The following is a 25,066-nucleotide window of genomic DNA, read 5'->3' as shown; positions in this document are numbered from 1 at the left end:
GCCCTCAAGGCCTGCCCCACCGCGCTGGGGGCGCAAGCCCCCCAGCGCGCCACGACCGACAGGAGGACGAGCGCATGGAACAGCCGCAGCCGTCAGGGGAACCACAGTCGCCACCGGGCGCCGGGAAGCCGCCGCTGCGCGTCGGCATGGTCGGCTACGCCTTCATGGGCGCCGCCCACTCCCAGGGGTGGCGCACCGCGGGCCGCGTCTTCGACCTGCCCCGGCAACCGGTCCTGGCCGTGCTGTGCGGACGGGACGGCACGGCGGCGCGGTCGGCGGCCGACCGGCACGGGTGGGCGGCCGTGGAGACCGACTGGCGGGCGCTGATCGCCCGCGACGACGTCGACCTCGTCGACATCTGCACCCCCGGTGACAGCCACGCCGAGATCGCCCTCGCCGCGCTGGCCGCCGGCAAGCACGTCCTGTGCGAGAAGCCCCTCGCCAACACCGTCGACGAGGCCGTGACGATGACACGGGCCGCCGAGGAGGCGTACGGTCGGGGACGGCTGGCGATGGTCGGCTTCAACTACCGCCGGGTGCCGGCCACCGCGCTCGCCCGCCGGATGGTCGCCGACGGCCGGCTCGGCACCCTGCGGCACGTCCGGGTGTCGTACCTCCAGGACTGGCTGACCGACCCGGACTTCCCGCTGACCTGGCGGCTGCGCAGGGAACTCGCGGGCTCCGGCGCGCTCGGCGACCTCGGTGCCCACATCGTCGACCTCGCCCAGTACCTGGCGGGGGAGCGGCTGGCCGGAGTGTCGGCGCTGACCGAGACGTTCGTACGGGAGCGGCCGCTGCCCGGCGGCGCGGGCAGCGGCCTGACCGCGATGCCCGCGGCCGGCACCGGCACCGTCACGGTGGACGACGCCGCCCTGTTCACCGGCCGGTTCGCCTCCGGCGCCCTCGCCTCCTTCGAGGCCACCCGGTACGCCACCGGCCGCAAGAACGCGCTGCGCATCGAGCTGAACGGCGAACGCGGCTCCCTCTCCTTCGACCTGGAACGGCTGAACGAGCTGTGGTTCCACGACGCCACCGATCCCGGCGTCGAGGCGGGTTTCCGCCGCATCCTCGTCACCGAACCCGACCACCCCTACATCGACGCCTGGTGGCCGCCGGGCCACGGTCTCGGCTACGAGCACACCTTCGTCCACCAGGTACGCGATCTCGTCCACGCCATCGACGAAGGCCGTCGCCCCGATCCCTCCTTCGCCGACGGACTCCAGGTCCAGCGGGTCCTGGCGGCGGTGGAGGAGAGCGCAGAGAAGAACTCCGTCTACACGCCCGTCGCGGACTGAAAGGCCCGTCGCATGCCGCGCCCGTTCACCCTGTTCACCGGCCAGTGGGCCGACCTGCCGCTGGAAGAGGTGTGCCGCCTCGCCCGCGACTTCGGCTACGAAGGTCTCGAACTCGCCTGCTGGGGAGACCACTTCGAGGTCGACAAGGCACTCGCCGATCCCGGCTACATCGCCTCGCGCCACCAACTGCTCGACAAGTACGGCCTGAAGTGCTGGGCGATCTCCAACCACCTCACCGGACAGGCCGTCTGCGACGCCATCATCGACGAACGCCACCGGGGCATCCTCCCGGGTGACGTCTGGGCGGACGGCGACCCCGAGGGCGTACGGCGACGCGCCGCGGAGCGGATCAAGGACACCGCCCGCGCGGCCGCGGCCTTCGGCGTCGACACCGTCATCGGCTTCACCGGCTCCGCGATCTGGCACCTGGTCGCCATGTTCCCACCGGCTCCCGAGTCGATGATCGAGCGCGGCTACGAGGACTTCGCGGAGCGCTGGAACCCGATCCTCGATGTCTTCGACACCGAGGGCGTACGCTTCGCCCACGAGGTCCACCCCGGCGAGATCGCCTACGACTACTGGACCACCCACCGCGCCCTGGAGGCGGTCGGCCACCGCCCGGCGTTCGGCCTGAACTTCGACCCCTCCCACTTCGTGTGGCAGGACCTCGACCCGGTCGGCTTCCTGTGGGACTTCCGCGACCGCGTCTACCACGTGGACTGCAAGGAGGCCCGCAAGCGCCTCGACGGCCGCAACGGCCGCCTCGGCTCCCACCTGCCCTGGGGCGACCCGCGCCGCGGCTGGGACTTCGTCTCGGCCGGACACGGCGACGTGCCCTGGGAGGACGTCTTCCGCATGCTGCGCTCGATCGACTACCGCGGACCCGTCTCCGTGGAGTGGGAGGACGCCGGCATGGACCGGCTCCAGGGCGCCCCCGAGGCTCTCACCCGCCTGCGGGCCTACGACTTCGAGCCGCCGTCGGCCTCGTTCGACGCGGCCTTCTCCAGCTGACGCCCAGGGCCTGCCGTCCGGACCGGTCCCACCCGGTCCGGACGACAGCCCCCGACGTCCGCTCGTAACGGCTCCGGGATGACGGCGCATCCCGGCGTACGCACCCGCCCGTACAACCAGCCCCGATCTGGAGGCCATTCGTGCACGGGAACGACCCCACCACCCGCAACGCGAACCGCAGAACACGCCTGCGCAAGTCGCTCGCCCTGCTCAGCGGGGCGCTGCTCGCCGGCGCCACCCTCGCCCTGACCATGCCCCAGGCCGGCGCTGCCGTCACCGGCCAGGCCGCGGCGACGGAGGACTTCCAGCAGGTCACCCTCGCCAAGGGCGAGGCGGAGGTCGGCGAGCCGATGTCGCTCGCCGTCCTGCCGGACCGCTCGGTCCTGCACACCTCCCGCGACGGTGAACTGCGGCTGACGGACGCCGCCGGGAACACCCGCCTCGTCGGCAAGCTCGACGTCTACTCCCACGACGAGGAGGGCCTGCAAGGCGTCGGCGTCGACCCGGACTTCGCGCACAACCGCGCCATCTACCTGTACTACGCACCGCCGTTGAACACCCCGGCGGGCGACGCACCGGAGACCGGCACCGCGGCCGACTTCGCACCCTTCGACGGGGTGAACCGGCTCTCGCGCTTCGTGCTGAACGCCGACGGCACCCTCGACAAGGCCAGCGAGAAGAAGGTCCTCGACGTGTCCACCACGCGTGGCCTGTGCTGCCACGTCGGCGGTGACATCGACTTCGACGCGGACGGCAACCTGTACCTGTCGACGGGCGACGACTCCAACCCGTTCCAGTCCGACGGCTACAGCCCGCTGGACGAGCGCGCCGACCGCAACCCCGGCTTCGACGCCCAGCGCACCTCGGGCAACACCAACGACCTGCGCGGCAAGATCCTGCGCGTCAAGGTGAACGCCGACGGCTCGTACTCCATCCCGGACGGCAACCTCTTCCCGCCCGGCACGGACAGGACGCGGCCCGAGATCTACGCCATGGGCTTCCGCAACCCGTTCCGGTTCAGCGTCGACAAGAAGACCGGCATCGTCTACGTCGGCGACTACGGCCCCGACGCGGGCGCGGCCGACCCCGACCGCGGCCCGGCCGGCCAGGTCGAGTTCGCCCGGGTGACCAAGGCCGGCAACTTCGGCTGGCCGTACTGCACCGGCGCCAACGACGCCTACGTCGACTACGACTTCGCGACGAAGACCTCCGGCGCCAAGTTCGACTGCTCGGCGCCGAAGAACGACTCGCCGCACAACACCGGTCTGACGGACCTGCCCCCGGCCCAGCCGGCCTGGATCCCCTACGACGGCGCGTCCGTGCCGGAGTTCGGCACCGGTTCCGAGTCCCCGATGGGCGGCCCGGTCTACCACTACGACGCCACCCTCGACTCGCCGGTGAAGTTCCCCGCGGCCTACGACGGCGACTTCTTCGCCGGTGAGTTCGGCCGCCGCTGGATCAAGCGCGTCACCAGCGACGCCGACGGCAAGGTCCAGTCGATCAACGACATCCCCTGGAGCGGCACCCAGGTGATGGACATGGCCTTCGGCCCCGACGGCGCCCTCTACGTGCTCGACTACGGCACCGCCTGGTTCGGCGGCGACGACCACTCGGGCCTGTACCGCATCGAGAACGCCACCGACGGACACTCCCCGGTGGCCCAGGCCGCGGCGGACCGCACCTCCGGACAGGCCCCGCTGAAGGTGGCCTTCTCCTCGGCCGGCTCCAGTGACCAGGACGGCGACGCGCTCACCTACAGCTGGGACTTCGGCGACGGGGCGACCGCGACCGGCGCCAACCCCACGTACAAGTACAAGAAGAACGGCACCTACACCGCCACGGTGACCGCCAAGGACACCACCGGCCGCACCGGCAGCGCCGGCGTCCAGGTCGTCGTCGGCAACACCGCCCCCACCGTCACCCTGCAACTCCCGCAGGACGGCAAGCTGTTCAGCTTCGGTGACGCCATCCCGTTCAACGTGAAGGTGACCGACCCCGAGGACGGCAAGGCGGTCGACTGCTCCAAGGTCACCGTCAACTTCATCCTCGGCCACGACACCCACGGCCACCCGCTGACCTCCGCGCAGGGCTGCTCCGGCACCATCCAGACCAGCGCCGACGGCGGACACGACCAGGACGCCAACGTCTTCGGTGTCCTGGACGCCCAGTACACCGACGGCGGAGGCGGCGGCCAGGAGGCGCTCACCACGCACGCCCGCAGCGTCCTTCAGCCCCGGCACCGCCAGGCCGAGCACTTCAACACCTCCTCCGGTGTGACGGTGACCGACCGCACCGGCGCCCACGGCGCCAGGACCGTCGGCGACATCGGCAACGGCGACTGGATCGCCTTCACCCCGTACGTCCTGTCCGACGCCAAGAAGATCACCGCGCGCATCGCCTCCGGCGGCGCCGGCGGCACCCTCGAGGTCCGCGCCGGATCCGCGACCGGCACCCTCCTGGGCAAGGCCACCGTGCCGGTGACCGGCGGCTGGGACACCTACCAGGACGTCTCCGCCGACCTGTCGAAGGCACCGCGCGGCACCACCGCCCTCTACCTGGTCTTCAAGGGCGGCAGCGGATCCCTGTACGAGCTCGACGACTTCACCTTCACCACCGGCTGAGAGGAGGCGACACCATGAGAGCGACGGCCAGAACCACCACCGCGGCGCTCGGTGCCGCACTGCTCCTCGGCTGCATGACCGCACCCGCCGTGTCGGACCCGGCCCACACCGCCAAGCGCGTCCTGGTCTTCTCCAAGACCGCGGGCTTCCGGCACGACTCGATCCCCCAGGGCATCGAGGCCGTGCAGCAGCTCGGCCGGGCGAACGGCTTCACCGTCGACACCACCGAGGACGCGGCCGCCTTCACCGGCAAGAACCTGAGCCGCTACGACGCCGTGGTGTTCATGTCGACCACCGGTGACGTCCTCGACGCCGCCCAGCAGGACGCGTTCGAGGGGTACGTCCGGCACGGCGGAGGCTATGTCGGTGTCCACTCGGCCGCCGACACCGAGTACGACTGGGCGTTCTACGGCGGTCTGGCGGGCGCGTACTTCCAGAACCACCCGGCGATCCAGCCGGCCACGGTGAACGTGGAGGACCGCGCCCACCCGGCGACCTCGCACCTGGGCCGGACCTGGGAGCGCACGGACGAGTGGTACAACTACCGCTCGAACCCGCGCGAGCACGCCCACGTCCTGGCCTCCCTGGACGAGACGTCGTACACCGGCGGCACCATGGACGGCGACCATCCGATCGCCTGGTGCCAGGACTACCAGGGCGGCCGCGCCTTCTACACCGGCGGCGGCCACACCAAGGAGTCCTACGCCGACCCCGCCTTCCGGCAGCATCTGCTGGGCGGCATCCGGTGGGTCATCGGCGACGTCCAGGCCGACTGCCGGCCGGAGAACGGCTACCGGCCGCTCTTCGACGGCACCTCCCTGGACGGCTGGCGACAGGCGGGCCCGGGCGGCTTCACCCGCTCCGACGACGGCACGCTCACGTCGAACGGCGGACTGGGGCTGCTCTGGTACACCCCGCAGAGCTTCGGCTCGTACTCGCTGAAGCTCGACTGGAAGACGGCCGGCGACGACAACTCGGGTGTGTTCGTGGGCTTCCCGCCCTCGGACGACCCCTGGTCGGCGGTCGACAACGGTTACGAGATCCAGATCGACGCCACCGACGTGCCCGAGAAGACCACGGGCTCCGTCTACGGCTTCCGGTCCGCCGACGTGAAGAAGCGCGACCGCGCGCTGAATCCGCCGGGGGAGTGGAACACGTACGAGATCCGCGTGCAGGGCGAACGACTGCGCGTCTGGCTCAACGGCGTGAAGATCAACGATTTCACCAACACCGATCCGGCCCGGAGCCTGCGCGACGGACACATCGGCATCCAGAACCACGGAGCCGGTGACGACGTGTCCTTCCGCGACATCCGGATCAAGGAACTGCCCGCCAAGGGCAGGTGAGCGGCGGCGGGCGGGGGACGCCGGACCCCCGCCCGCCGTCTTCGTCACCCTCACCCACTCGGGGTTCGCGCCCGTCAAGGAGGCTGCCCATGTCCGCGTCCCTTCCCCGTCCCCGCGTGGGGGTGTGGCTGATCGGTGCCCGCGGTTCCGTCGCCACCACCGCCGTGGCCGGCTGCGCCGCCGTGGCGGCGGGCCTGCACCCGCCCACCGGTATGGTCACCGAGACGCCGCCGTTCGCCGACAGCGGTCTGCCGGGCCTCGCGTCCCTCGTCTTCGGCGGCCACGACACGACGGACTGCCCGCTGCCCAAACGGGCCGAGGAACTGGCCGCGGACGGTGTCCTGCCGCACGGGCTCCCGGCCGCCGTGGCGGCCGAACTCGCCGCGGCCGACGCGGAGATACGGCCCGGCGGCCCGGCCCCGGGTGACACCCGGAGCACCGAGCGACTGATCGCCGCCTTCACCGCCGACATCCAGGACTTCGTACGACGCGGACAGCTGGAGCGCGCCGTCGTGGTCAACGTGGCCTCCACCGAACCGGTCGCCGACGGCGCGGACCTGCCGCCGAGCTCGCTGTACGCGGCGGCGGCCCTGCGCGCCGGCTGCGGCTACGTCAACTTCACCCCCTCGACCGGCCTGCACCACCCGGCGCTGGCCGCGGTGGCCGCGACCGCCGGCGTGCCGTACGCCGGCCGGGACGGCAAGACCGGCCAGACCCTGCTGCGCTCGGTCCTCGGACCGATGTTCGCGCAGCGGGCGCTGGACGTGCGCGCCTGGTCCGGCACCAACCTGCTCGGCGGCGGCGACGGCGCGGCCCTGGCCGACCCGGCGGCCGCCGCCGCCAAGAACGCCGGCAAGGAACGCGTCCTGGCCGACACCCTCGGAGGCAGCCCCGAGGGCCAGGTCCACATCGACGACGTACCGGCGCTCGGCGACTGGAAGACCGCCTGGGACCACATCGCCTTCGACGGCTTCCTCGGCACCCGCATGATCCTCCAGACCATCTGGCAGGGCTGCGACTCGGCGCTCGCGGCGCCCCTGGTCCTGGACCTCGCCCGACTGACCCTGCGCGCCCATGAGTCGGGCATCCGGGGACCGCTGACCGAGCTCGGTTTCTACTTCAAGGACCCGGTGGGTCAGGCGCCTTCGGCGCTCGGCGAGCAGTACGCGGAGCTCGTACGGTTCGGACAGCGGCTGCGGGAGACCGCGTGAGCGCCCGCGCCTGGGCCGAACTGCTGCGCCTGCCAGCACTGTTCACCGTCCCCGGCGACGTGCTGGCCGGGGCGGCGGCCGCGCCGGGACGGCCCGGACGGCGCACCCTGCTGGCGGCCGGCTGCTCGCTGTGCCTCTACAAGGCAGGCATGGCGCTCAACGACTGGGCCGACCGCGAGGAGGACGCCGTCGAGCGCCCGCACCGGCCCCTGCCCTCCGGCCGCATCCGGCCCACGGCCGCCCTCGCCGCGGCCGGCGCGCTCACCGCGGCCGGTCTGGCCCTCGCCGCCCGCGCGGGCCGCCCCGCCCTCGCCGTCGCGACCACGCTGGCGGCCACCGTGTGGGCGTACGACCTGGGCCTCAAGCGCACCGCGGCCGGACCCGCGGCGATGGCGGCGGCCCGCGGGCTCGACCTGCTGCTCGGCGCGGCCGCCACCGGCCCGCAGCCCGGCACGGTGCGCCGGGCCCTGCCCTCCGCCGCGCTGCTGAGCACCCACACCCTGGCCCTCACCACGGTCTCCCGCCACGAGACCACCGGGGGAGCGGCACTGCCCCCGCTCGCCGCGCTGACCACGGCGGGCGCACTCGGACTCCTGCTCGCCCGGCGACTCCCGGCGGGCCGGGGTGCCGCACCCACCCCCGGCCCGCCGGGCCGCACCGCCGAGGGCACGGCCCCGCGGGCGCTGGGCGCCGCGCTCACCGCCGCCTACACCGCCCTGGCCGCCCGCCCCTACCTGCACGCCTCCCTCAACCCCTCGCCCCAGCTCACCCAGAAGGCCGTCGGCGGCGGCATCCGCGCCACCATCCCCCTCCAGGCCGCCCTCTGCGCCCGCGCCGGCGCACCCGTCGCCGCGCTGTGCACCGCCGCGCTCGCCCCGCTGGCGGCCCGGCTGTCGAGAAAGGTGAGCGTGACATGACCCTCCGCTTCGGGTACGGCACCAACGGCCTCACCGACCTGCGGCTCGACGACGCCCTCGCGCTGCTCGCCGACCTCGGCTACGACGGCGTCGGCCTGACCCTCGACCACATGCACCTCGACCCGCTGGCCCCCCACCTCGCCGAGCGCACCCGCAAGGTCGCCAAGCGGCTGGCCGAACTCGGCCTGGACGTCACCGTGGAGACCGGCGCCCGCTACGTCCTCGACCCGCGCCGCAAGCACGGGCCCTCCCTGCTCGACCCGGACCCGCAGGACCGCGCCCGCCGCACGGACCTGCTCCTGCGGGCGGTACGGGTGGCGGCGGACCTCGGGGCACAGGCCGTGCACTGCTTCAGCGGAATCGTTCCGCCAACGGTGGACGAACCGGGTACGGCCTGGCAGCGGCTCGCCGTCTCCCTCACTCCCGTGCTGGAGGCCGCGGACGCCGCCGGCGTCCCCCTCGCCGTCGAACCCGAGCCCGGCCACCTCCTGGCCACCCTCGCCGACTTCCACCACCTGCGCGGCCTGCTCGGCGACCCGCCCGCCCTCGGCCTCACCCTCGACATCGGCCACTGCCAGTGCCTGGAGCCCCTGCCGCCCGAGGACTGCGTACGAGCCGCCGCGCCCTGGCTGCGGCACGTCCAGATCGAGGACATGCGGCGCGGCGTCCACGACCACCTCCCGTTCGGGGAGGGCGAGATCGACTTCCCGTCCGTCCTCGCCGCCCTCGACACCAGCGTCTACCAGGGCCTGACGGTCGTGGAACTGCCCCGTCACTCCCACGCCGGTCCCCACCACGCCACGACCTCGCTGCCGTTCCTGCGCCGCGCCGCCGACACCCCTCCCGCGACCGCACCGCGGAGGAGCGCGCCGTGACCTCACTCCACCGGGACCGCGCGGCCGGCCACTCGCCCAGGACGCAAAGGAGCACACCGTGACCCACACCGCCGTCGCAGCGGCGCCCTCCCTCGACGCCCTGCGCGAACACCTCGACACCCACCTCGATCCGGCCGCCCGGCAGTGGTACCTCCAGGCCCTGGCCGAAGCCGCCGACCACCCGGGCGGACACGGACCGATCAGCGCCTGGGAACTGCGGCTCGCGGAGGCCGGCCGCCGCTGCGGCGGCCGGCACGCCGACGCCGCCCGCGTCCTCATCCTGCACGCCGCCCGCGCCGACACCACCGCCCTCACCCGCGTCTACCGGCAGGGCACCGCGGACGAACGCCGGGCCGTGCTGCTCGCCCTGCCCCACCTCGTGCCGGGCCCGGACGCGCTGCAACTGGTCGAGGACGCCCTGCGCACCAACGACACCCGGCTCGTCGCCGCCGCCGTCGGCACCTACGCTGCCCGTCACCTGGACGCCCACGGCTGGCGGCACGCCGTCCTCAAGTGCCTGTTCACCGGCGTTCCCGTCGACGCGGTGGCCGCTCTCGACGAGCGCGCCCACGGCGACGCCGAACTCGCCCGGATGCTCACCGACTTCGCCGCCGAGCGCACCGCGGCCGACCGCCCCGTCCCCGGCGGTCTGTACCGGGTGCTGGCCCTGGCCACCGCACCGAGTCGCAAGGAGTCCTGATGCGCCTGTTCGACCCCCACATCCACATGACCTCCCGGACCACCGACGACTACGAGGCCATGCGGGCCGCCGGCATCCGCGCGCTGGTGGAACCCGCGTTCTGGCTCGGCCAGCCCCGCACCTCGCCCGCCTCCTTCCTCGACTACTTCGACTCCCTGCTCGGCTGGGAGCCGTTCCGCGCCGCCCAGTACGGCATCGCCCACCACTGCACCCTCGCCCTCAACCCCAAGGAGGCCAACGACCCGCGCTGCACGCCCGTCCTGGACGAACTGCCCCGCTACCTCGTCAAGGACCAGGTCGTCGCGGTCGGCGAGATCGGCTACGACTCCATGACCCCCGCCGAGGACAAGGCCCTCGCCACCCAGCTCCAGCTCGCCGCCGACCACGGCCTGCCCGCCCTCGTGCACACCCCGCACCGCGACAAGCTCGCGGGCCTGCGCCGCACCCTCGACGTCGTGCGCGAGTCCGCCCTGCCCCTGGACCGGGTCCTGGTCGACCACCTCAACGAGACGACCGTCAAGGAAGCCAAGGACAGCGGCTGTTGGCTGGGCTTCTCCGTCTACCCCGACACCAAGATGGACGAGCGGCGGATGGTGGAGATCCTGCGCGCCCACGGTCCCGAGAAGGTGCTCGTCAACTCCGCCGCCGACTGGGGACGCAGCGACCCGCTGAAGACCCGCGCGGTGGCCGACCTGATGCTGGCCGAGGGCTTCACCGAGGACGACGTCGACCGGGTCCTGTGGCAGAACCCGGTCGCCTTCTACGGACTCAGCGGCCGACTAAACCTGGACATCGCACGGCCCGAGGCCACCCACGAGGGCAACTCCCTCGCCCGCGGCGGGGAGTGAGCGATGCGCTTCACCCACCCCGACGGTACGACCGTCCACCTCGCCTACTGCACCAACGTCCACCCCGCCGAGACCCTCGACGGCGTCCTCGCCCAACTGCGCGACCACTGCGAACCGGTGCGCCGCCGGCTCGGCCGCGACCGCCTCGGGATCGGCCTGTGGCTCGCCCGGGACGCCGCCCGCGCCCTGGACACCGACCCGGCCGCGCTGAGCACCCTGCGCGCCGAACTCGACCGGCGCGGCCTGGAGGTCGTCACCCTCAACGGCTTCCCGTACGAGGGCTTCGGCGCCGACGAGGTCAAGTACCGTGTGTACAAGCCCGACTGGGCCGACCCCGAGCGCCTCGAACACACCACGGCGCTGGCCCGGATCCTGGGCGCACTGCTGCCCGACGACGTCACCGAGGGCAGCATCTCCACCCTGCCGCTCGGCTGGCGCACCGGCTGGAGCGCCGACCGCGCCCGCACGGGCCACGACGCCCTGCGCACCCTCGGCGCCCGGCTGGACGCGCTGGCCGAACTCACCGGCCGCTCCATCCGCGTCGGCCTGGAGCCCGAGCCCGGTTGCACCGTGGAGACCACCCACGACGCCCTGGTCCCGCTCACCGCCGTCGCCCACCCCCGTGTCGGTGTCTGCGTGGACACCTGCCACCTCGCCACCTCCTTCGAGGACCCGCGCACCGCGCTGGACGCCCTCGCCGCCGCGCACATCCCCGTCGTCAAGGCGCAACTGTCCGCCGCCCTGCACGCCGCACACCCCGACCGCCCCGAAGTCCGGGACGCCCTGGCCGAGTTCGCCGAACCCCGGTTCCTGCACCAGACCCGCACCCGCACCCCCGCCGGGCTGCACGGCACCGACGACCTCCCGCAGGCCCTCACCAGCCCCGCCCTGCCCGCGACGGCACCGTGGCGTGCCCACTTCCACGTCCCGCTGCACGCCGCCCCCGACGGCCCCCTCACCGCCACCCTCCCGGAACTGCGCGCCGCCCTCACCCGCCTCGTCGGCGGCCCCCGCCCGCTCACCCGACACCTGGAGGTCGAGACGTACACCTGGCAGGCACTCCCGCCCGGCCTGCGCCCCACGGACCGCGACGGGCTCGCCGACGGCATCGCCGCCGAACTCGCCCTCGCCCGTGACCTGTTGACCGACCTCGGACTGAAGGAGCAGCCATGACCGGACCCACCCCGCTGCTGGTCCTCGACGTCGTCGGCCTGACCCCCCGGCTGCTCGCCCACATGCCCCACCTCAGGGCACTCGCGGACAACGGCTCCCGGGCGAACCTCGGCACCGTCCTGCCCGCCGTCACCTGCGCCGCCCAGTCCACCTTCCTCACCGGCACGCTCCCCGCCGAACACGGCATCGTCGGCAACGGCTGGTACTTCCGCGAGCTCGGCGACGTACTGCTCTGGCGTCAGCACAACGGCCTGGTGGCCGGCGACAAGATCTGGGACGCGGCCCGCCGCGCGCACCCCGGCTACACGGTCGCCAACATCTGCTGGTGGTACGCCATGGGCGCCGACACCGACATCACCGTCACCCCCCGCCCGGTCTACTACGCGGACGGCCGCAAGGAACCCGACTGCTACACCCGGCCCGCCGACCTGCACGACGAACTCACCGAGAAACTCGGCACGTTCCCGCTCTTCCGCTTCTGGGGCCCGGCCGCCGACCTCACCTCCAGCCAGTGGATCATCGACGCCACCCGGCACATCCTCCGCACCCGCGCACCCGACCTCGCGCTCTGCTACCTCCCGCACCTCGACTACGACCTCCAGCGCTACGGCCCCGACGACCCGCGCTCCCTGAAGGCGGCCACCGACCTCGACGCCGCCCTGGCCCCGCTCCTCGACGACGCCCGCGCCGAAGGCCGTACCGTCGTCGCCCTGTCGGAGTACGGCATCACCAAGGTCAGCAGGCCCGTCGACATCAACCGCGCCCTGCGCCGCGCCGGTCTGCTGGAGGTCCACACCCAGGACGGCATGGAGTACCTGGACCCGATGGCATCGCGCGCCTTCGCCGTCGCGGACCACCAGATCGCCCATGTCTACGTCCGCCGCCCCGAGGACCTGGCCGCCACCCGCGCCGCACTCGACGGCCTGCCCGGCATCGGGCAACTCCTCGACGACGAGGGCAAGAAGGCTCATCACCTCGACCATCCGCGAGCCGGCGAACTCGTCGCAGTCGCGGAACCCGACGCCTGGTTCACCTACTACTACTGGCTCGACGACGCCCGCGCCCCCGACTTCGCGCAGCTCGTGGAGATCCACCGCAAACCCGGCTACGACCCGGTCGAGCTGTTCATGGATCCCCACGACCCCTACGTCAAGGTCAAGGCGGCCACCGCGCTCGCCCGCAAGAAACTCGGCCTGCGCTACCGCATGGCGGTCGTGCCCCTCGACGCCACACCCATCCGGGGCAGCCACGGCCGCCTCCCCACGAGCGACGACGACGGTCCGCTCCTCCTGTGCTCCACCCCCCGCGCCGTCGGCGACCGCATCGCGGCCACCGACGTGAAACCGCTCCTGCTCCACCTCGCCGGTCTCGGTACCGGCCACCCCGTGAAGGAAGGCACCCGTTGAACGTGAACCACAACTCCGACGACCAGCTGCGCCGCAGCCTCGGCATCGGCCGCCGCAGCTTCCTGAGCACCTGCACCGCCGTCGCGGCGGGCGCGATCGCCGCCCCCGTCCTCGGCGCGGCCCCCGTCCACGCCGCACCCGGGACGGAGAACAAGGGCGGCGAGAACGGCAACGGGCAGGTCCTCGTCCCCGCCGACAGGCGCGGCATCATCCTCTACACCGTCCGTGACGCCATCGGCCGCGACCCGCAGGCCAGCACGCTGCCGTCCGGCTTCCGCGAGGTGTTCGAGCAGCTCGCCCGGTTCGGCTACCAGCAGGTCGAGTTCGCCGGCTACGGCCAGCACGCCAACGCGCCCGGCGGGGCCAGCCTGGAGTCCGTCGAGGGCGCGAAGCAGCTGCGCCGCTGGCTCGACGACAACGGACTGCGCGCCCAGGGCAACCACGGCTTCATCCCCGGCTCCTGGCCGCTGTCCGCCACGGACCTGGACACCTTCAAGAAGCACCTGGAGATCGCCAACATCCTCGGCATGGCCCACGTGGGCACCGGCGGCGACCCCACCAGCAGCGCCTACAAGGCGGACTGGGACGTGGCCGCCGAGAAGTGGCACGCCCTCGGCACCCTCGCCCGTGACGCCGGACTGAAGCTGTACACCCACAACCACGACGCCGCGTACGGCTTCCTCCTCGACGGCGGCCCGCTCGACGCCCAGGGCCGGCCGACCCGCAGCTCCGGCATCCGCAAGCTGGAGTACTTCCTGTCCATCACCGACCCGAAGACGGTCTGGCTGGAGATGGACATCTTCTGGGCGCACGTGGCCCAGTACAAGTTCCGCACCTACACCGCCCACGACGGCTCGACCCGGACGAACATCTTCGACCCGGCCGGCCTGGTCACCCGCAACGACAAGCGCTACCCGCTGTTCCACGCCAAGGACGGCGTCGTCAACGCGACCAACGGCCAGGGCTACGACATGGTCCCGTTCGGCACCGGGGTCATCGACTACCACACGTTCTTCTCGCGGGTCGGCCACCGCAACTACCACAACCCGATGATCGAGCAGGACAACGCCCCGAGCGGCACGAACCCGGGACAGTCCCTGGAACACGCGGCCATCGGCTACCGCAACCTGGCGGCACTGCGCCGCTAGAGCCGCACGGGCCGCACCCGGCCCACGAGTGCCTCCCCGGCGGCCACCGGGGAGGCACTCCCCTTCGCGGGGGCCGTGGCCCGCAGTTCCCTGACGAAGGCGCGCACCACGGCGGATCCGGCGAGCTCGGCGGTGGTGACGTAGCCGATCCGGCGCGTCGGGCGCCCGGGGCCGAGATCGGCGATCGCGACCGAGTCCGGTGCTCCGGCCAGGGAGAGCGCCGGCATGATCGCCATTCCCTGACCCGCGCTCACCAGGGAGAGCACCGCTCCGTCGTCCTCCGCCTCGACGCTCGCCTTCGGGATCCAGTCCTGAGCGGCCCACCAGTCGCGGGTGTACGAGCCGCAGTTCTCGGCCCAGTCGACCAGCGGCAGCGAGCGCGGGGCGATGTGTCCCGTCGGGTGCACCAGGGAGTAGGGCTCCTCGAAGAGATCGCCCGCGACCAGACCCGGCGGATGCGGCAGGGAGCCGCCCAGCGTGGTGATGGCCATGTCCGCCTTCCCGTCGGCCACTTCGCCCGCGGCGCCGCGCCCCACCTCGCGCACGATCCGCACCCGCGGCTCGATCCCCGGATGCCGTGCGCGCAGCCGCCCGAGGACGGACGGCAGCAGCTGGAGCGCGGCGCTGCGGAAGGCCGCGATCCGCAGCGGCCCCTGCGGCGCGTCGGACCGGGCGGCAGCGCGCGCCTCCGCGGTCAGCACGTCCAGCAGACGCAGGACGCGGCGGGCGTGCACCACGGCCCTGTCCCCGGCGGGCGTGGGGCGGGCGCCGGCCCGGCCGCGGTCGAAGAGCACGGCACCGACCTTGCGCTCGCTGCCGCGGACCGAGTGGGAGACCGCCGACTGCGTCACGCCGAGTGCCTCGGCCGCGGCCGAGAAGCCCCCGGCGTCCGCCACCGCCACCAGCACGCGCAGTTCGTGCGGGGCGAGATCGGAGTCGGTCGTGCGAGCCACGGGGCGCTCACCTCACTGTATGAGAACTGCTCATGGAACCGGGGGGTCGCATGAGCTCAACCGGCTGACCGCCGGGCGCATTCCGGGCCTACCGTCCGGTCATGAACGAGACCGCGCTCACCGTGCACCAGACCGCCCGCCCGCACGGCTTTCCCACCGCCGAGCACTTCGCCTTCGTCGAGTCCGCGCCGCCCGTCCCCGCGGTCGGCAGCGCGCTGGTGAGGAACCTCTACTGGTCCGTGGACCCGTACCACCGCGAGATGATGGACGACGGGCCCGGCGGCTTCACCCTGCACGCACCGCTGGAGGGCCGCGCCGTCGGACAGGTCGTCGCCTCACGCACGCCCCGGCTGGCCGAGGGCGCGATCGTGTTCCACCGGCAGGGCTGGCGCACGCACGCCGTGGTCACGCCCGAGGAGACCCGGCACCTGCCCCGCTTCGACGGGGTGCCCCTGAGTGCCTACCTCAGCGTCCTCGGCGGCACCGGCCTGACCGCCTATGTGGGCCTGACCCGGATCGCCCGGCTCCAGGCAGGCGAGGACCTGTTCGTGTCGGCCGCGGCGGGCGGGGTCGGCACGGCCACCGGACGGTTCGCCCGGCTGCTCGGCGCCGGACGCCTCGTCGGCAGCGCGGGCTCGGCGGCGAAAGCCGTCCACCTCACGCGGGAGGTCGGTTACGACGCCGTCTTCGACTACCACGACGGACCCGCCGCCGACCTGCTCGGCAAGGCCGCGCCGGACGGCGTCGACGTGTTCGTCGACAACGTCGGCGGCGAGCAACTGGCCGCCGCGGTAGGAGCGTTGCGCGAGTTCGGACGCATCGTCCGCGTCGGCACGATCAGCCAGTACAACACCCCCGACGCACCGCCGCCGCGCTTCGACCACGCGGACATCGTGGAGAAGAGCCTGCGCATGGAGGGCTTCCTGGTCAGCAACCACCGGGACGTACAGGAGGAGTTGTACGAGTTCGCGGTACCGCACATCCAGAGCGGACGGCTCGCCCCGGACGAGACGGTGGTCGACGGCTTCGAACACATCGTGGACGCGTTCCTGGGGATGCTGCACGGCGAGAACACCGGCAAGACCATCGTACGAGACCGCGGCCAGGCCGCTCCGTAGTCCGCGTCCGCCGACCGGCGGGGTCGCCGGGGCGCGCACCCGGAGGCGCACCGCCGATCGGACGAGGAACGCCCACTCGATCGGTCACCGTCCGCGCGCCCCGCCGTCCAGGCTCCCCGTACCGCCCCGGGGCGGCGGAGACGGTGGCCATGGAGGGAACAACCGTTCCCTCGATCGAACAGGCATCGGAGGCGTTCATGCCGTCCATGACCCCTGTCGACCACAAGGTCAAACACGGATCGACCATCCCGGCGAACCGCGACGAGCAGGTCGAGCTCTTCGTACGGGAGTACGAGGCCGCCGGTTCCGGCGGCACCCCCAAGCCGGTTCTCATGCTGCACGGCAGGAGCGTGCCGGCCCTCCCCGGCTTCGACCTCGTGCTCCCTCCGCACGGCGGCTCCTCGAACCCCGACGCGAGCCTCAGCTGGGCGCAGGCCCTGGCGGGCAAGGGCTACGACGTGTACGTCATGGATCTCCAGGGATCCGGGCTCTCCCCTCGTCCGAAGATGGACGACCCCTGTAACGCCAACCCGGCCCAGCGCGGCCTCCTGGCGACCAACCCCGGTATGGGCGGATGCTCCCCGGCGGCGGCGTACCCGCACCAACTGGGCAACTCCCGGAGCGAATGGGACGAGCTGACCACAGTGGTCAAGTTCATCAGGGACCGGTGCGGCAACGAGAAGGTCGCGTTCATCGGCTGGTCCGCGGCCGCGTTCGTCATGGGCCCGTATGCGCTGCAACATCCCGGGGACGTGGCGAGCCTGTTCCTTCTCGCGCCCATCTTCCCCCCGAACGGCCGATGGTCGACGAAGGCCGCCGCCCCCTTCGATCCGCCGCCCGGCACGCCCGTGCCCGCGCAGCCCGAGTCCGATCCGCCCGCGGTCTTCGGCTTCCCGATGAACCTGACCAGCAAGAAGTCACTCCAGGCCACCATCAGCGACAAGGAGATGGCCGACCACGTGTGGTCGGCCATCATGGACGGCGACAACACCGGCAGGAAGTGGGGCGGCACGACCGCGGGCGCGCCCGAAGGCGTCATGCGGTGGCGCAACTCGTACTGGTGGGGCTGGAACAACAGCACCGTGCCGCATGCCGCCACGCTCGGCAACTCCGTCCCGGTGTGCATCGTCTACGGGGACCAGGACACCACGGCCAACACCCCGGTGGAGCTGGGGGCGTTGCTGCACTTCTCCGTCCCGGATCTCTGCAAGGGGATCCCCGGCGCCGGCAAACTGATGCTGCGGGTCGAGGGCTGGGACCACAATCCGGTCTGGGAACGTCAGGCCGCCCAGGTCCTGCAGCACATGTCCTGGAAGTGGCTCGACGGCAAGAAGGTGTACGGCGTCGAGCGTGGCAGCTGGTTCATGGACACGGACGGCGTGCTGACCGAAGTGGTCGCGTGACCTGACCTGACCTGACCTGACCGCTCCGGGCCGTGGCCGACACGCCTCACTCGGCGTCGACCACGGGATCAACGGGCCCCGGGACAGATTTCCCGGGGCCCGTTTCGGGGGGTGCACTGTTCAACGACGCTGTCGGTGAAGCGTCACGCGTGGGTGTGCCGCGGGACCCGGCCGATCTCCGTCGGGTGATCTTCGGCGGGTGGCCGTGACCGGTCCGGTGGGTGCCGGGGTTGAGCCGGTATGCACCTCACCCGACGCCTGTTCACCACGGCCGCCGCCTTCGTGCTGGCGACCGCTCTGTCCACCGCCCCGCCGGCCACCGCCGCCCCCGCCGCGTCCACGCCGTGCGCGTCGATGTGGGAGGCCGTCCAGAAGGTCCCCGTGCGCAAGCCCGCGGGGAACGAGGGGCCGGTCGCGACGACCGTGTCGCCCGTCGTGCGGTATCTGCGCCGGGGAGGGAAGGTCCGGTCGTGCGTGGTCGCCCTCGGCCGGGGCGGGCGCTCGGCGTACCGGGAGTGCGGGGGCGGGAGCCAGTGGCGGATCGTGCCCGGCGGCCAGGTACCGGCCCGGTGCCTGAAGCGGGCACGGCCCTGACGCGGGTGGCCCTGAAGCGAGCACGGCTCTGACGCCGGTACGGCTCTGAAGCGGGCGCGGCGCTGAAATCGAAGGGCTACGGACCGTCCGGCGGCGGCAGGTCCTGCTCGGTCCAGAGCGTCTTGCCGGTGGGGGTGTAGCGCGTGCCCCAGTGGTGGGTCATCTGGGCGATGATGAACAGGCCCCGGCCTCCCTCGTCGTCGCTCGCGGCGTGCCGCAGATTGGGCGCGGTGTGGCCGGTGTCGGAGACTTCACAGATCAGGGCCCGATCGCGGATCAGACGTACCTGGATCGGGCCGCCGCCGTAGCGGATGGCGTTGGTGACCAGTTCGCTGACGATGAGCTGGCTGGTGAATTCCAGATCGTCCAGGTCCCAGTCGCGCAGCTGTTTGCTGACGGCGGTGCGTACGGTGCCCACCGCCTCCGGGTCCGTGGACACGTCCCACTGGGCGAACCGGCTGCGGTCGAGCAGGTGGGTGCGGACCATGAGCACCGTCGCGTCCTCGTCCACCGGTCCGGGAAGCAGTGCGTCCACCGCTCGATCGCACAATTGTTCAAGAGGTGCCCGGTCGTCGGCGAGGACGTGGGACAGTCGTGCGAGCCCGGCCGCGCGGCTGTCGGAGTCCTGGAGGAGGCCGCCCGTGAAGAGGACGACCAGAGTGCCCGGCGCGAGCTCCAGTTCCATGTTCTCGTAGGGCGGGCCACCGACGCCCAGCGGCGGTCCGGGAGGCAGTTTCGGATGTTCCACGACGCCCGTGCCCGGGTCGATGACCGCGAGCACCGACTCCCCGGCCCGCGCGAGGCTACAGCTTCCCGAGACGGGGTCGTACATCGCATACAGGCAGGAGACCCCCAGGGCGCTGTCGGCCCGCGGTTTCGGACGGCCCGGGCCGCGGCCGACCGTGTCCTCGTGCGCGGTCTGCTCGACCAGGTCGTCCAGGCGTGACAGCAGTTCGTCCGGGCTCAGGTCCATCCGGGCCAGGACGCGCACACCCGTTCTCAGACGTCCCATGGTGGCCGCCGCCTGGAGGCCGTGACCGAGCACATCCCCGACGACCAGGGCGACCCGGGTGCCCGACAGGGGGATGACGTCGTACCAGTCGCCGCCCACCCCGGCCCCGCTGTCGGCGGGCATGTAGCGGCTCGCCGAGTCGACGGCGACGTGCTGCGGCAGACCGCGCGGGAGCAGGTTCCGCTGGAGCTTGAGGGCCACGGTGTGGCCGCGGGTGACCACCGGCATCAGCAGCAGGCCGATCAGCAGGGCGCCCAGGCCCAGGACGGTGACGCCGCCCGTCTGTCCGATCAGCGGCAGGTCGACGACGGTCCACCCGTACCCGGGCTCCGCGTAGACCACGAAGGCGGCGTAGAGGAACAGCACGAGCATGATCAGCCCGCCGAGCCCCGGCAGCACTCCCTTGAAGATCAGGTCTCTGCCGCTGCGGGTGAGGACCCTGCGGTGGTACCAGACGCAGGCGAAGCCGGTCAGTCCGTACTGGAACGCGATCGCCAGGCCGATCGAGTCGATCGAGTCGGCCAGGATGTTCTCGCTGAACGAGGACAGCAGCACCAGCAGGGCGATCGAGACCACGCCCGTTCCCACGGTTCCCCAGGTCGGAGTGAGGTACTTGCGGTGGACCCGGGCGAACCGCGGTGGGACGGCCTTGTGGACCGCCATCGAGAAGACGGTTCTGGCCAGGGGCAGGATGGTGGTCTGCGCGGAGGCCAGCGCCGAGGTCAGCACCATCAGGATCAGCAGTCTCGACAGGACGACCCCCGCCTGCTGGCTCCCGAACACGGCCTCGCCGAGCCCGGCGAATATGTCGTCCACGTTGTCCGGGTTGGCGAGCCCGATGCCCGTGGTGCCGACTCCCGCGAACGCCTGCGCCGACGTGGACACCAGCCCGTACATGAACAGGAGCAGCACGGTGGACATGACCGCGGCGCGTCCTGGCACACGGTTGCTGTCGACGGTCTCCTCGTTGACCGAGAACGCGGTGTCCCAGCCCCAGTAGATGAAGACCCCCGCGAGAAGGCCCGAGGTCAGGGCCTGCGCCGAAGGCACCTCGAAGGGGTTGAACCAGGAGGCGGAGACAGGAACGGCCGTCGGGGGAGGGCGGGCGTAGACCCTGATCAGCGCGGCGACGGCGAAGACGAGCAGCATCACCACTTCCAGGCACAGCAGCCAGCGCTGGACCGTTGCCGAGACCTGGATACCGGCATAGCTGATCGCGGTCAGCACGACGATGCAGAGGATGCCCGCCAAAGTGGTCCACAAGCGGCTCTCCGCCGGTCCGTCCAGGCCCACCAGCCGGAAGGCGTAGGAGGCGGCGATCGCGGCGAGGTTCGCCATGACGAGCATGTTGGCGACGATCAGGCCCCAGCCGCCCATCCAGCCGGTGCGTGGTCCGAAGGCACGGGTCGCCCAGGTGAACGTGGTCCCGCAGTCGGCGTTGCTCGCGTTGAGTGCCCGGAAGGCGTACGCGACCAGCAGCATCGGGACGAAGGCCAGCATGGTGATGATCGGGGCCTGTAGCCCGACCCCCGCCACGATGACGCCCAGCGTGGCGGCGAGGCTGTACGCCGGGCCGGTGGAGGCCAGGGCCACGACGACCGAGGAGAACATGCCCAGGGCATTGCTCTTGAGTCCCTTCCGGCCGGCCCCTGTGCCTGGGGCGGGACGGCCGGCGGACATGGCGGCGCCAAAGTGCCTCACACTTGATTCCAACGCGGGGCGGTTCCCTCCGCAACAGCGCGGAGGGGACGGGACGGCCGCGTGGCCGGACGGCCCGGGCGGCGGTCGCGCCCCGTCGTACCGGGCGGCGAAGGGCGCTGGATACGTCCCGTCGCCGCCGAGGTACCCGTCCGTTCTGCCGTCAGCCGACGCACTCCTTCTTGTCCGCCTGTGACTGCGGGATGTCGGTCGGGGGCTTGGCCGGGTCGGTGAGCGGCACTCCGGGGCCGTTGAAGTCGCGCCCGAGAGTGAGTGTCATGTCCTTGCCGGTCCCGGAGCCGTCCGTGCCGGACCCGGAGGCGGCCGTGGCGGGGTGGAGTGCCGACGCGGACAGGCCCATCATCGCGGCGAGCGCCCGGGCCTGGTCGGCCTGCTCGGGAGCGTAGGCCAAAGTCGTACGGTCCTGCTTCGCCCCGGGGGCGTTGCCGCCGTTGGTGGAGTGGGCGACTCCCTTGGTGTTCTGCAACCACTCCAGAGTGGTCTGCGCCGCGCCCTGGGGGCCACCGCCGTTGTAGACGGTGACCCGGACCTGTGACGGGTCCGCCTTGGGGCCCTTGAGCTTGGAGTCGGACGTCGTGGGCTTCTTCGCGACCTCGGTCAGCGAGACGTCGTTCTTGATCGCCGTGAAGAGCGCGGACGCCTTGGCCTCGTCGAGCACGACGGTCCTGTGGTTCTTCCCCTCGGCCGGATTGTCGCGGACCGGCAGCGTCGTGAAGGTGATGTGCTCGGAATCGACCCGGTTGAGGTCCTTGGCGAGGGCGGTGAGCTTGTCGACACCGCCGATGCCGGTGTCGACGGTGAGTGACTTGGTGGCCGCGTTCGCCAGTTTGAAGAGCTTCGTGGGGTCGCTGAGGGTGTTGCCGGACTTCATCTGGCGGATCATCGAACTCAGGAACTGCTTCTGCAGGTCGATGCGGTCCAGGTCACTGCCGTTCTTCAGCGAGTGACGGGTCCTGACGAACTGCAGGGCCTGTTCGCCCTGGACCGTGTGCGGCCCGGCGGACAGTTTCAGGTGAGAGCCCTGACCCCGCTCGTCCGTGTCGTCGATGGCATGGCTCAGGCAGATCGGCACGCCGCCGACCGCCGTGGAGAGCGTCTTCACGGCCTCGAAGTTGACCAGGATGAAGTGATCGATCGGCAGGCCGGTGATCTCCGAGACGGTCCGCATGGTGCAACCCGGGTCGCGGCCCTCCTGGCCGAGGCTCTCGTTGAAACGCGGACTGAACGATGCCTGGGGCGTGGCCTTGATCGTTCTGGTGGAGCCGTCCTTCTGCTTGGTCGGGCAGTCCGGGATGCCGGTGACCATGTCGCGCGGAATGCTCATCGCCGTCGCGTTCGACCGGTCCTTCGCCACATGGAAGAGGATCGTGGTGTCGGCGTGGCCCACGCTGCCGGCGTCGCCGTACTTACCGCCCAGGCCTATTCGGCTGTCGGTGCCGATGACCAGGATGTTCACCGCGTCGTCGCTGGTCGCGTTCTTGCTGCCCGCGGTGCCGACGTCCACCGTGCTGATGTTGTCGTTGAAGTGCCGGTACAGCAGATAGGCCCCGGCGCTGCCCGCCACCAGCACGAAACCCAGTGTGCCCGCGGTCCACACCAGGACCCTGCGCTTCGTGGACCGCTTGGCCTTCCGGGACTTCGCCGGGCCGCCGCGGCGGGTGCCCTTGCCGCCGCCGTCGTGGGCGCCCTCGCCCGGCTCCGGGACGGGGCGCCGCTCCGCCTCGCGGCGCGCGCGACGACCGCCCTGCTCCGGCACCGTGACGGCCGGAGCGTCGCCGGTGTCCGTGTGCAGCCGGTAGTCACCGGTCTCCGGATCGAGGACCCACTGGTCCGCGGGATCGATGTTCCTGCCGCCTTGCGTGTCCACGGTCCTCCGTCTGTACTGCGCCGCCCCTACGGCGGGGTCCGGCCGTCCGGCCCGTGCCGGATCCGCCCCATGGCCAATCCCGGGGCATCCGTTCAGACGTCCGATTACCGCGGATGGTTGTACGAGGGTGATGTACAACGGTCTTACCGCGCGTAGACGTTGGGACGGACGCCCCGTCCCGGTGCCCCGATGTACGGGTCAGCCGCCCTGGCCGGCGCTGCCGATCGGCCCCACCTTGACGGGCGTGCCGCCGTCCTCCGTGACGGGCAGGGTGCCGGCGCCGGGCCAGGCGAGGGTGACCGTCCTGGTCTCGTTCGGCGGGGTCACCAGCAGACCCGTGATGCGCACGCCGGAGCCGCCCGAGGTGTTGAGCGGGTAGTCGATGCCGAAGGCGATGGACTGCCCGCTCTTGAGGACGGCCGGGCCGGACGGCGTACCGGTGCGCTTCGCGGACAGCGACCCCGCGCTGGTCTTCAGGTCGACGCCCGCGTACCCGGACAGGGTGCAGTCCCGGCCGCCGCGGTTCTTCAGCTCGACCGCGACGGTGCCGTCGGGGTCGCCGTCGATGGTGCGGTCCTTCGCCGTGATCTCCAACTCGTCGGTGCGGCACCGGCCGGTGGCCGTGCCGCTGCCGGAACCGGAGCCGCTCCCGGCGGCTGTGCCCTTCCCCGCGGAGCCCGTTCCTGCGGTGCCCTGTCCGGCGGTGTCCTTCCCGCCGTTCTGATCCGAACCGCCCGCCGTCGAACCGCCGGTCGAGGAGGACGCGGTGGACACGGACGGCGGTGCGCTCTGTCCCGTACTGTCCGCGCCGTTCTGGCAGGCCGTGAGCGAGAGTCCTGCGGCAACGGCCAGGGCGGCGAAGCTGAGCTGGTGAACGCGCATCGATTCTTCCTCGGTGTCGGTGGGCAGACCGGGCTGCTCGGTACGAGCGAGCGTCTGTGACGACCACCAAGACCGGCCCGGCCCGGCACTCCGTTCCGCCGGACCGGTCGGTAATACAGTCCTGTTACACGTACGGCCGAGGAGATCCGTCAAAAGCGCTCTCAGAGCGTCTTGGTCTGGCCGCCGTCGATGAGGGTCTCCGTGCCCGTGATGTTGGCGGCGAGGGGCGAGGCGAGGAACAGGGTGAGGTCGGCGACCTCGTGCGCCTCGGTGATCCGCCCGGTGGTGATCCCCATGCCCTGCGGTACGGCGACGTCCAGCGCTTCCTGGGCGGTGATGCCCGCACTCGCGGCGGTGGCGTCGGCGAAGCCGCCCGGCGCGGTCCAGAACGGCGTGCGGACCGGGCCCGGGGCGATCGCGTTGACGCGCACGCCCTGCGGCGCGAACTCCTCGGACAGGGACTTGTTGAGGTTGGTCAGAGCGGCCTTGGCCGCCGAGTAGTCGACCACCATCGGGAAGGGCAGCCGGGCGTTGATCGAGCTGATGTTCACGATGGCCGCGCCGCCCGCCGCGATCAGGTGGGGGAGGGCCGCGCGGCTGGCGCGTACGGCGCTGAAGAAGGTCAGGTCGAAGATCCGCTGCCATGCGGCGTCGTCGACCTCGAGGAAGGACTGGCGGGGCTCGGCGGCGCCGACGTTGTTGACCAGGATGTCCAGGCGCTGATGCCGTTCCACGGCCTGCTGGACCAGGGTCTGCGCGCCCTGCGCGGTGGACAGGTCGACCGGCACGATCGTGACGTCGTGGTCGGCGGCGAGGGCGTCCAGTTCCGGGGTGGAGGAGCGGCTGCCGGCCACGACCTTGACCCCCTCGCGGGCCAGCTTCTCGACCACGGCCAGGCCGATTCCCTTGCTGGCTCCGGTGACGACGGCGACCTTGTCCTTGAGCTGGAGTTCCATGACGATCCCTT

20 protein-coding genes are annotated in these 25,066 nt (G+C 72.0%); 15 read left to right on the top strand and 5 right to left on the bottom strand.

What is annotated here, in order from left to right; genetic code table 11:
* Positions 1-74 precede the first annotated feature (74 nt).
* The 12 genes from ACZ60B_RS21100 to ACZ60B_RS21045 all read left to right on the top strand — a co-directional run bounded on the left by ACZ60B_RS21100 (position 75) and on the right by ACZ60B_RS21045 (position 14,551).
* A complete protein-coding gene (locus ACZ60B_RS21100; RefSeq protein WP_469389079.1) occupies positions 75-1,295 on the top strand; it encodes a Gfo/Idh/MocA family protein in 1,221 nt (406 codons plus the stop codon).
* A 12-nt stretch (positions 1,296-1,307) separates the two neighbouring features.
* On the top strand, positions 1,308-2,306 hold the full coding sequence (locus ACZ60B_RS21095; protein WP_469389077.1) for a sugar phosphate isomerase/epimerase family protein: 999 nt from the start codon (positions 1,308-1,310) through the stop codon (positions 2,304-2,306).
* A gap of 140 nt (positions 2,307-2,446) precedes the next feature.
* Positions 2,447-4,927, top strand: coding sequence for a PQQ-dependent sugar dehydrogenase (locus ACZ60B_RS21090; protein WP_469389075.1), 2,481 nt, complete (start codon positions 2,447-2,449; stop codon positions 4,925-4,927).
* Between the two features lie 14 nt (positions 4,928-4,941).
* Complete coding sequence (locus ACZ60B_RS21085) at positions 4,942-6,273, top strand: ThuA domain-containing protein (RefSeq protein WP_469389073.1); 1,332 nt, start codon at positions 4,942-4,944, stop codon at positions 6,271-6,273.
* A gap of 89 nt (positions 6,274-6,362) precedes the next feature.
* Positions 6,363-7,484: an inositol-3-phosphate synthase gene (locus tag ACZ60B_RS21080; protein ID WP_469389071.1), complete on the top strand. Its 1,122-nt coding sequence runs from the start codon at positions 6,363-6,365 to the stop codon at positions 7,482-7,484.
* Entirely contained in the window at positions 7,481-8,401 is a 921-nt protein-coding gene (locus ACZ60B_RS21075) for an SCO3242 family prenyltransferase (protein WP_469389068.1), read from the top strand. Before ACZ60B_RS21080 ends, ACZ60B_RS21075 begins: the two co-directional genes overlap by 4 nt.
* Positions 8,398-9,276, top strand: coding sequence for a sugar phosphate isomerase/epimerase family protein (locus ACZ60B_RS21070; protein WP_469389066.1), 879 nt, complete (start codon positions 8,398-8,400; stop codon positions 9,274-9,276). The genes ACZ60B_RS21075 and ACZ60B_RS21070 overlap by 4 nt, the downstream gene beginning before the upstream one ends.
* A 58-nt stretch (positions 9,277-9,334) precedes the next feature.
* Complete coding sequence (locus ACZ60B_RS21065) at positions 9,335-9,976, top strand: EboA domain-containing protein (RefSeq protein WP_469389064.1); 642 nt, start codon at positions 9,335-9,337, stop codon at positions 9,974-9,976.
* A complete protein-coding gene (locus tag ACZ60B_RS21060; protein WP_469389062.1) occupies positions 9,976-10,824 on the top strand; it encodes a TatD family hydrolase in 849 nt (282 codons plus the stop codon). The genes ACZ60B_RS21065 and ACZ60B_RS21060 overlap by 1 nt, the downstream gene beginning before the upstream one ends.
* A 3-nt stretch (positions 10,825-10,827) precedes the next feature.
* Complete coding sequence (eboE, locus tag ACZ60B_RS21055) at positions 10,828-11,997, top strand: metabolite traffic protein EboE (RefSeq protein WP_469389060.1); 1,170 nt, start codon at positions 10,828-10,830, stop codon at positions 11,995-11,997.
* Positions 11,994-13,403 (top strand): nucleotide pyrophosphatase/phosphodiesterase family protein, encoded by a 1,410-nt coding sequence (locus tag ACZ60B_RS21050; RefSeq protein ID WP_469389058.1) that lies wholly within the window; start codon positions 11,994-11,996, stop codon positions 13,401-13,403. The genes eboE and ACZ60B_RS21050 overlap by 4 nt, the downstream gene beginning before the upstream one ends.
* The gene (locus tag ACZ60B_RS21045; protein ID WP_469389056.1) at positions 13,400-14,551 is read left to right on the top strand and encodes a sugar phosphate isomerase/epimerase family protein; all 1,152 of its coding nucleotides are present in this window, start codon (positions 13,400-13,402) and stop codon (positions 14,549-14,551) included. Before ACZ60B_RS21050 ends, ACZ60B_RS21045 begins: the two co-directional genes overlap by 4 nt.
* Here the strand turns inward: ACZ60B_RS21045 and ACZ60B_RS21040 are convergent.
* Complete coding sequence (locus ACZ60B_RS21040; protein WP_469389054.1) at positions 14,548-15,504, bottom strand: LysR family transcriptional regulator; 957 nt, start codon at positions 15,502-15,504, stop codon at positions 14,548-14,550. The two genes, ACZ60B_RS21045 and ACZ60B_RS21040, sit on opposite strands and share 4 nt — an antisense overlap.
* Before the next feature lie 101 nt (positions 15,505-15,605).
* Here ACZ60B_RS21040 and ACZ60B_RS21035 point away from each other — a divergent pair, with 101 nt between their 5' ends.
* The 3 genes from ACZ60B_RS21035 (at position 15,606) to ACZ60B_RS21025 (ending at position 18,619) form a co-directional block, all read left to right on the top strand.
* A complete protein-coding gene (locus ACZ60B_RS21035) occupies positions 15,606-16,622 on the top strand; it encodes an NADP-dependent oxidoreductase (RefSeq protein WP_469389052.1) in 1,017 nt (338 codons plus the stop codon).
* Between the two features lie 206 nt (positions 16,623-16,828).
* Positions 16,829-18,025 carry an alpha/beta fold hydrolase gene (locus ACZ60B_RS21030; protein WP_469389050.1) on the top strand — a complete coding sequence of 399 codons (1,197 nt, stop codon included), beginning with the start codon at positions 16,829-16,831 and terminating at the stop codon, positions 18,023-18,025.
* A gap of 240 nt (positions 18,026-18,265) precedes the next feature.
* Positions 18,266-18,619, top strand: a complete 354-nt coding sequence (locus ACZ60B_RS21025) for a hypothetical protein (protein WP_469389048.1) — start codon at positions 18,266-18,268, stop codon at positions 18,617-18,619.
* Between the two features lie 76 nt (positions 18,620-18,695).
* On the opposite strand, the gene ACZ60B_RS21020 is transcribed toward ACZ60B_RS21025, so the two are convergent.
* The 4 genes from ACZ60B_RS21020 to ACZ60B_RS21005 all read right to left on the bottom strand — a co-directional run bounded on the left by ACZ60B_RS21020 (position 18,696) and on the right by ACZ60B_RS21005 (position 25,055).
* Positions 18,696-21,242, bottom strand: a complete 2,547-nt coding sequence (locus ACZ60B_RS21020) for an amino acid permease (protein WP_469389045.1) — start codon at positions 21,240-21,242, stop codon at positions 18,696-18,698.
* Positions 21,243-21,492: 250 nt separating this feature from the next.
* Positions 21,493-23,217, bottom strand: a complete 1,725-nt coding sequence (locus tag ACZ60B_RS21015; RefSeq protein ID WP_469389044.1) for an LCP family protein — start codon at positions 23,215-23,217, stop codon at positions 21,493-21,495.
* Positions 23,218-23,415: 198 nt separating this feature from the next.
* Positions 23,416-24,099 (bottom strand): DUF4232 domain-containing protein, encoded by a 684-nt coding sequence (locus ACZ60B_RS21010; protein WP_469389042.1) that lies wholly within the window; start codon positions 24,097-24,099, stop codon positions 23,416-23,418.
* Positions 24,100-24,260: 161 nt separating this feature from the next.
* The gene (locus tag ACZ60B_RS21005; RefSeq protein ID WP_469389040.1) at positions 24,261-25,055 is read right to left on the bottom strand and encodes an SDR family NAD(P)-dependent oxidoreductase; all 795 of its coding nucleotides are present in this window, start codon (positions 25,053-25,055) and stop codon (positions 24,261-24,263) included.
* Positions 25,056-25,066 lie beyond the last annotated feature (11 nt).

This window comes from Streptomyces sp. NPDC104096, assembly GCF_055584385.1.
The sequence above is the reverse complement of the archived record's forward strand: the minus strand, read 5'-3'. Positions and strand labels throughout refer to the sequence as shown.

What these genes read in the sequence shown, in the direction of transcription:
- ACZ60B_RS21100 (WP_469389079.1), top strand. Translation starts at nt 75, where the DNA reads ATGGAACAGCCGCAGCCGTCAGGGGAACCACAGTCGCCACCGGGCGCC.
- ACZ60B_RS21095 (WP_469389077.1), top strand. Translation starts at nt 1,308, where the DNA reads ATGCCGCGCCCGTTCACCCTGTTCACCGGCCAGTGGGCCGACCTGCCG.
- ACZ60B_RS21085 (WP_469389073.1), top strand. Translation starts at nt 4,942, where the DNA reads ATGAGAGCGACGGCCAGAACCACCACCGCGGCGCTCGGTGCCGCACTG.
- ACZ60B_RS21080 (WP_469389071.1), top strand. Translation starts at nt 6,363, where the DNA reads ATGTCCGCGTCCCTTCCCCGTCCCCGCGTGGGGGTGTGGCTGATCGGT.
- ACZ60B_RS21070 (WP_469389066.1), top strand. Translation starts at nt 8,398, where the DNA reads ATGACCCTCCGCTTCGGGTACGGCACCAACGGCCTCACCGACCTGCGG.
- ACZ60B_RS21060 (WP_469389062.1), top strand. Translation starts at nt 9,976, where the DNA reads ATGCGCCTGTTCGACCCCCACATCCACATGACCTCCCGGACCACCGAC.
- eboE (WP_469389060.1), top strand. Translation starts at nt 10,828, where the DNA reads ATGCGCTTCACCCACCCCGACGGTACGACCGTCCACCTCGCCTACTGC.
- ACZ60B_RS21050 (WP_469389058.1), top strand. Translation starts at nt 11,994, where the DNA reads ATGACCGGACCCACCCCGCTGCTGGTCCTCGACGTCGTCGGCCTGACC.
- ACZ60B_RS21035 (WP_469389052.1), top strand. Translation starts at nt 15,606, where the DNA reads ATGAACGAGACCGCGCTCACCGTGCACCAGACCGCCCGCCCGCACGGC.
- ACZ60B_RS21030 (WP_469389050.1), top strand. Translation starts at nt 16,829, where the DNA reads ATGACCCCTGTCGACCACAAGGTCAAACACGGATCGACCATCCCGGCG.
- ACZ60B_RS21025 (WP_469389048.1), top strand. Translation starts at nt 18,266, where the DNA reads ATGCACCTCACCCGACGCCTGTTCACCACGGCCGCCGCCTTCGTGCTG.
- ACZ60B_RS21020 (WP_469389045.1), bottom strand. Translation starts at nt 21,242, where the DNA reads ATGTTCTCCTCGGTCGTCGTGGCCCTGGCCTCCACCGGCCCGGCGTAC.
- ACZ60B_RS21010 (WP_469389042.1), bottom strand. Translation starts at nt 24,099, where the DNA reads ATGCGCGTTCACCAGCTCAGCTTCGCCGCCCTGGCCGTTGCCGCAGGA.
- ACZ60B_RS21005 (WP_469389040.1), bottom strand. Translation starts at nt 25,055, where the DNA reads ATGGAACTCCAGCTCAAGGACAAGGTCGCCGTCGTCACCGGAGCCAGC.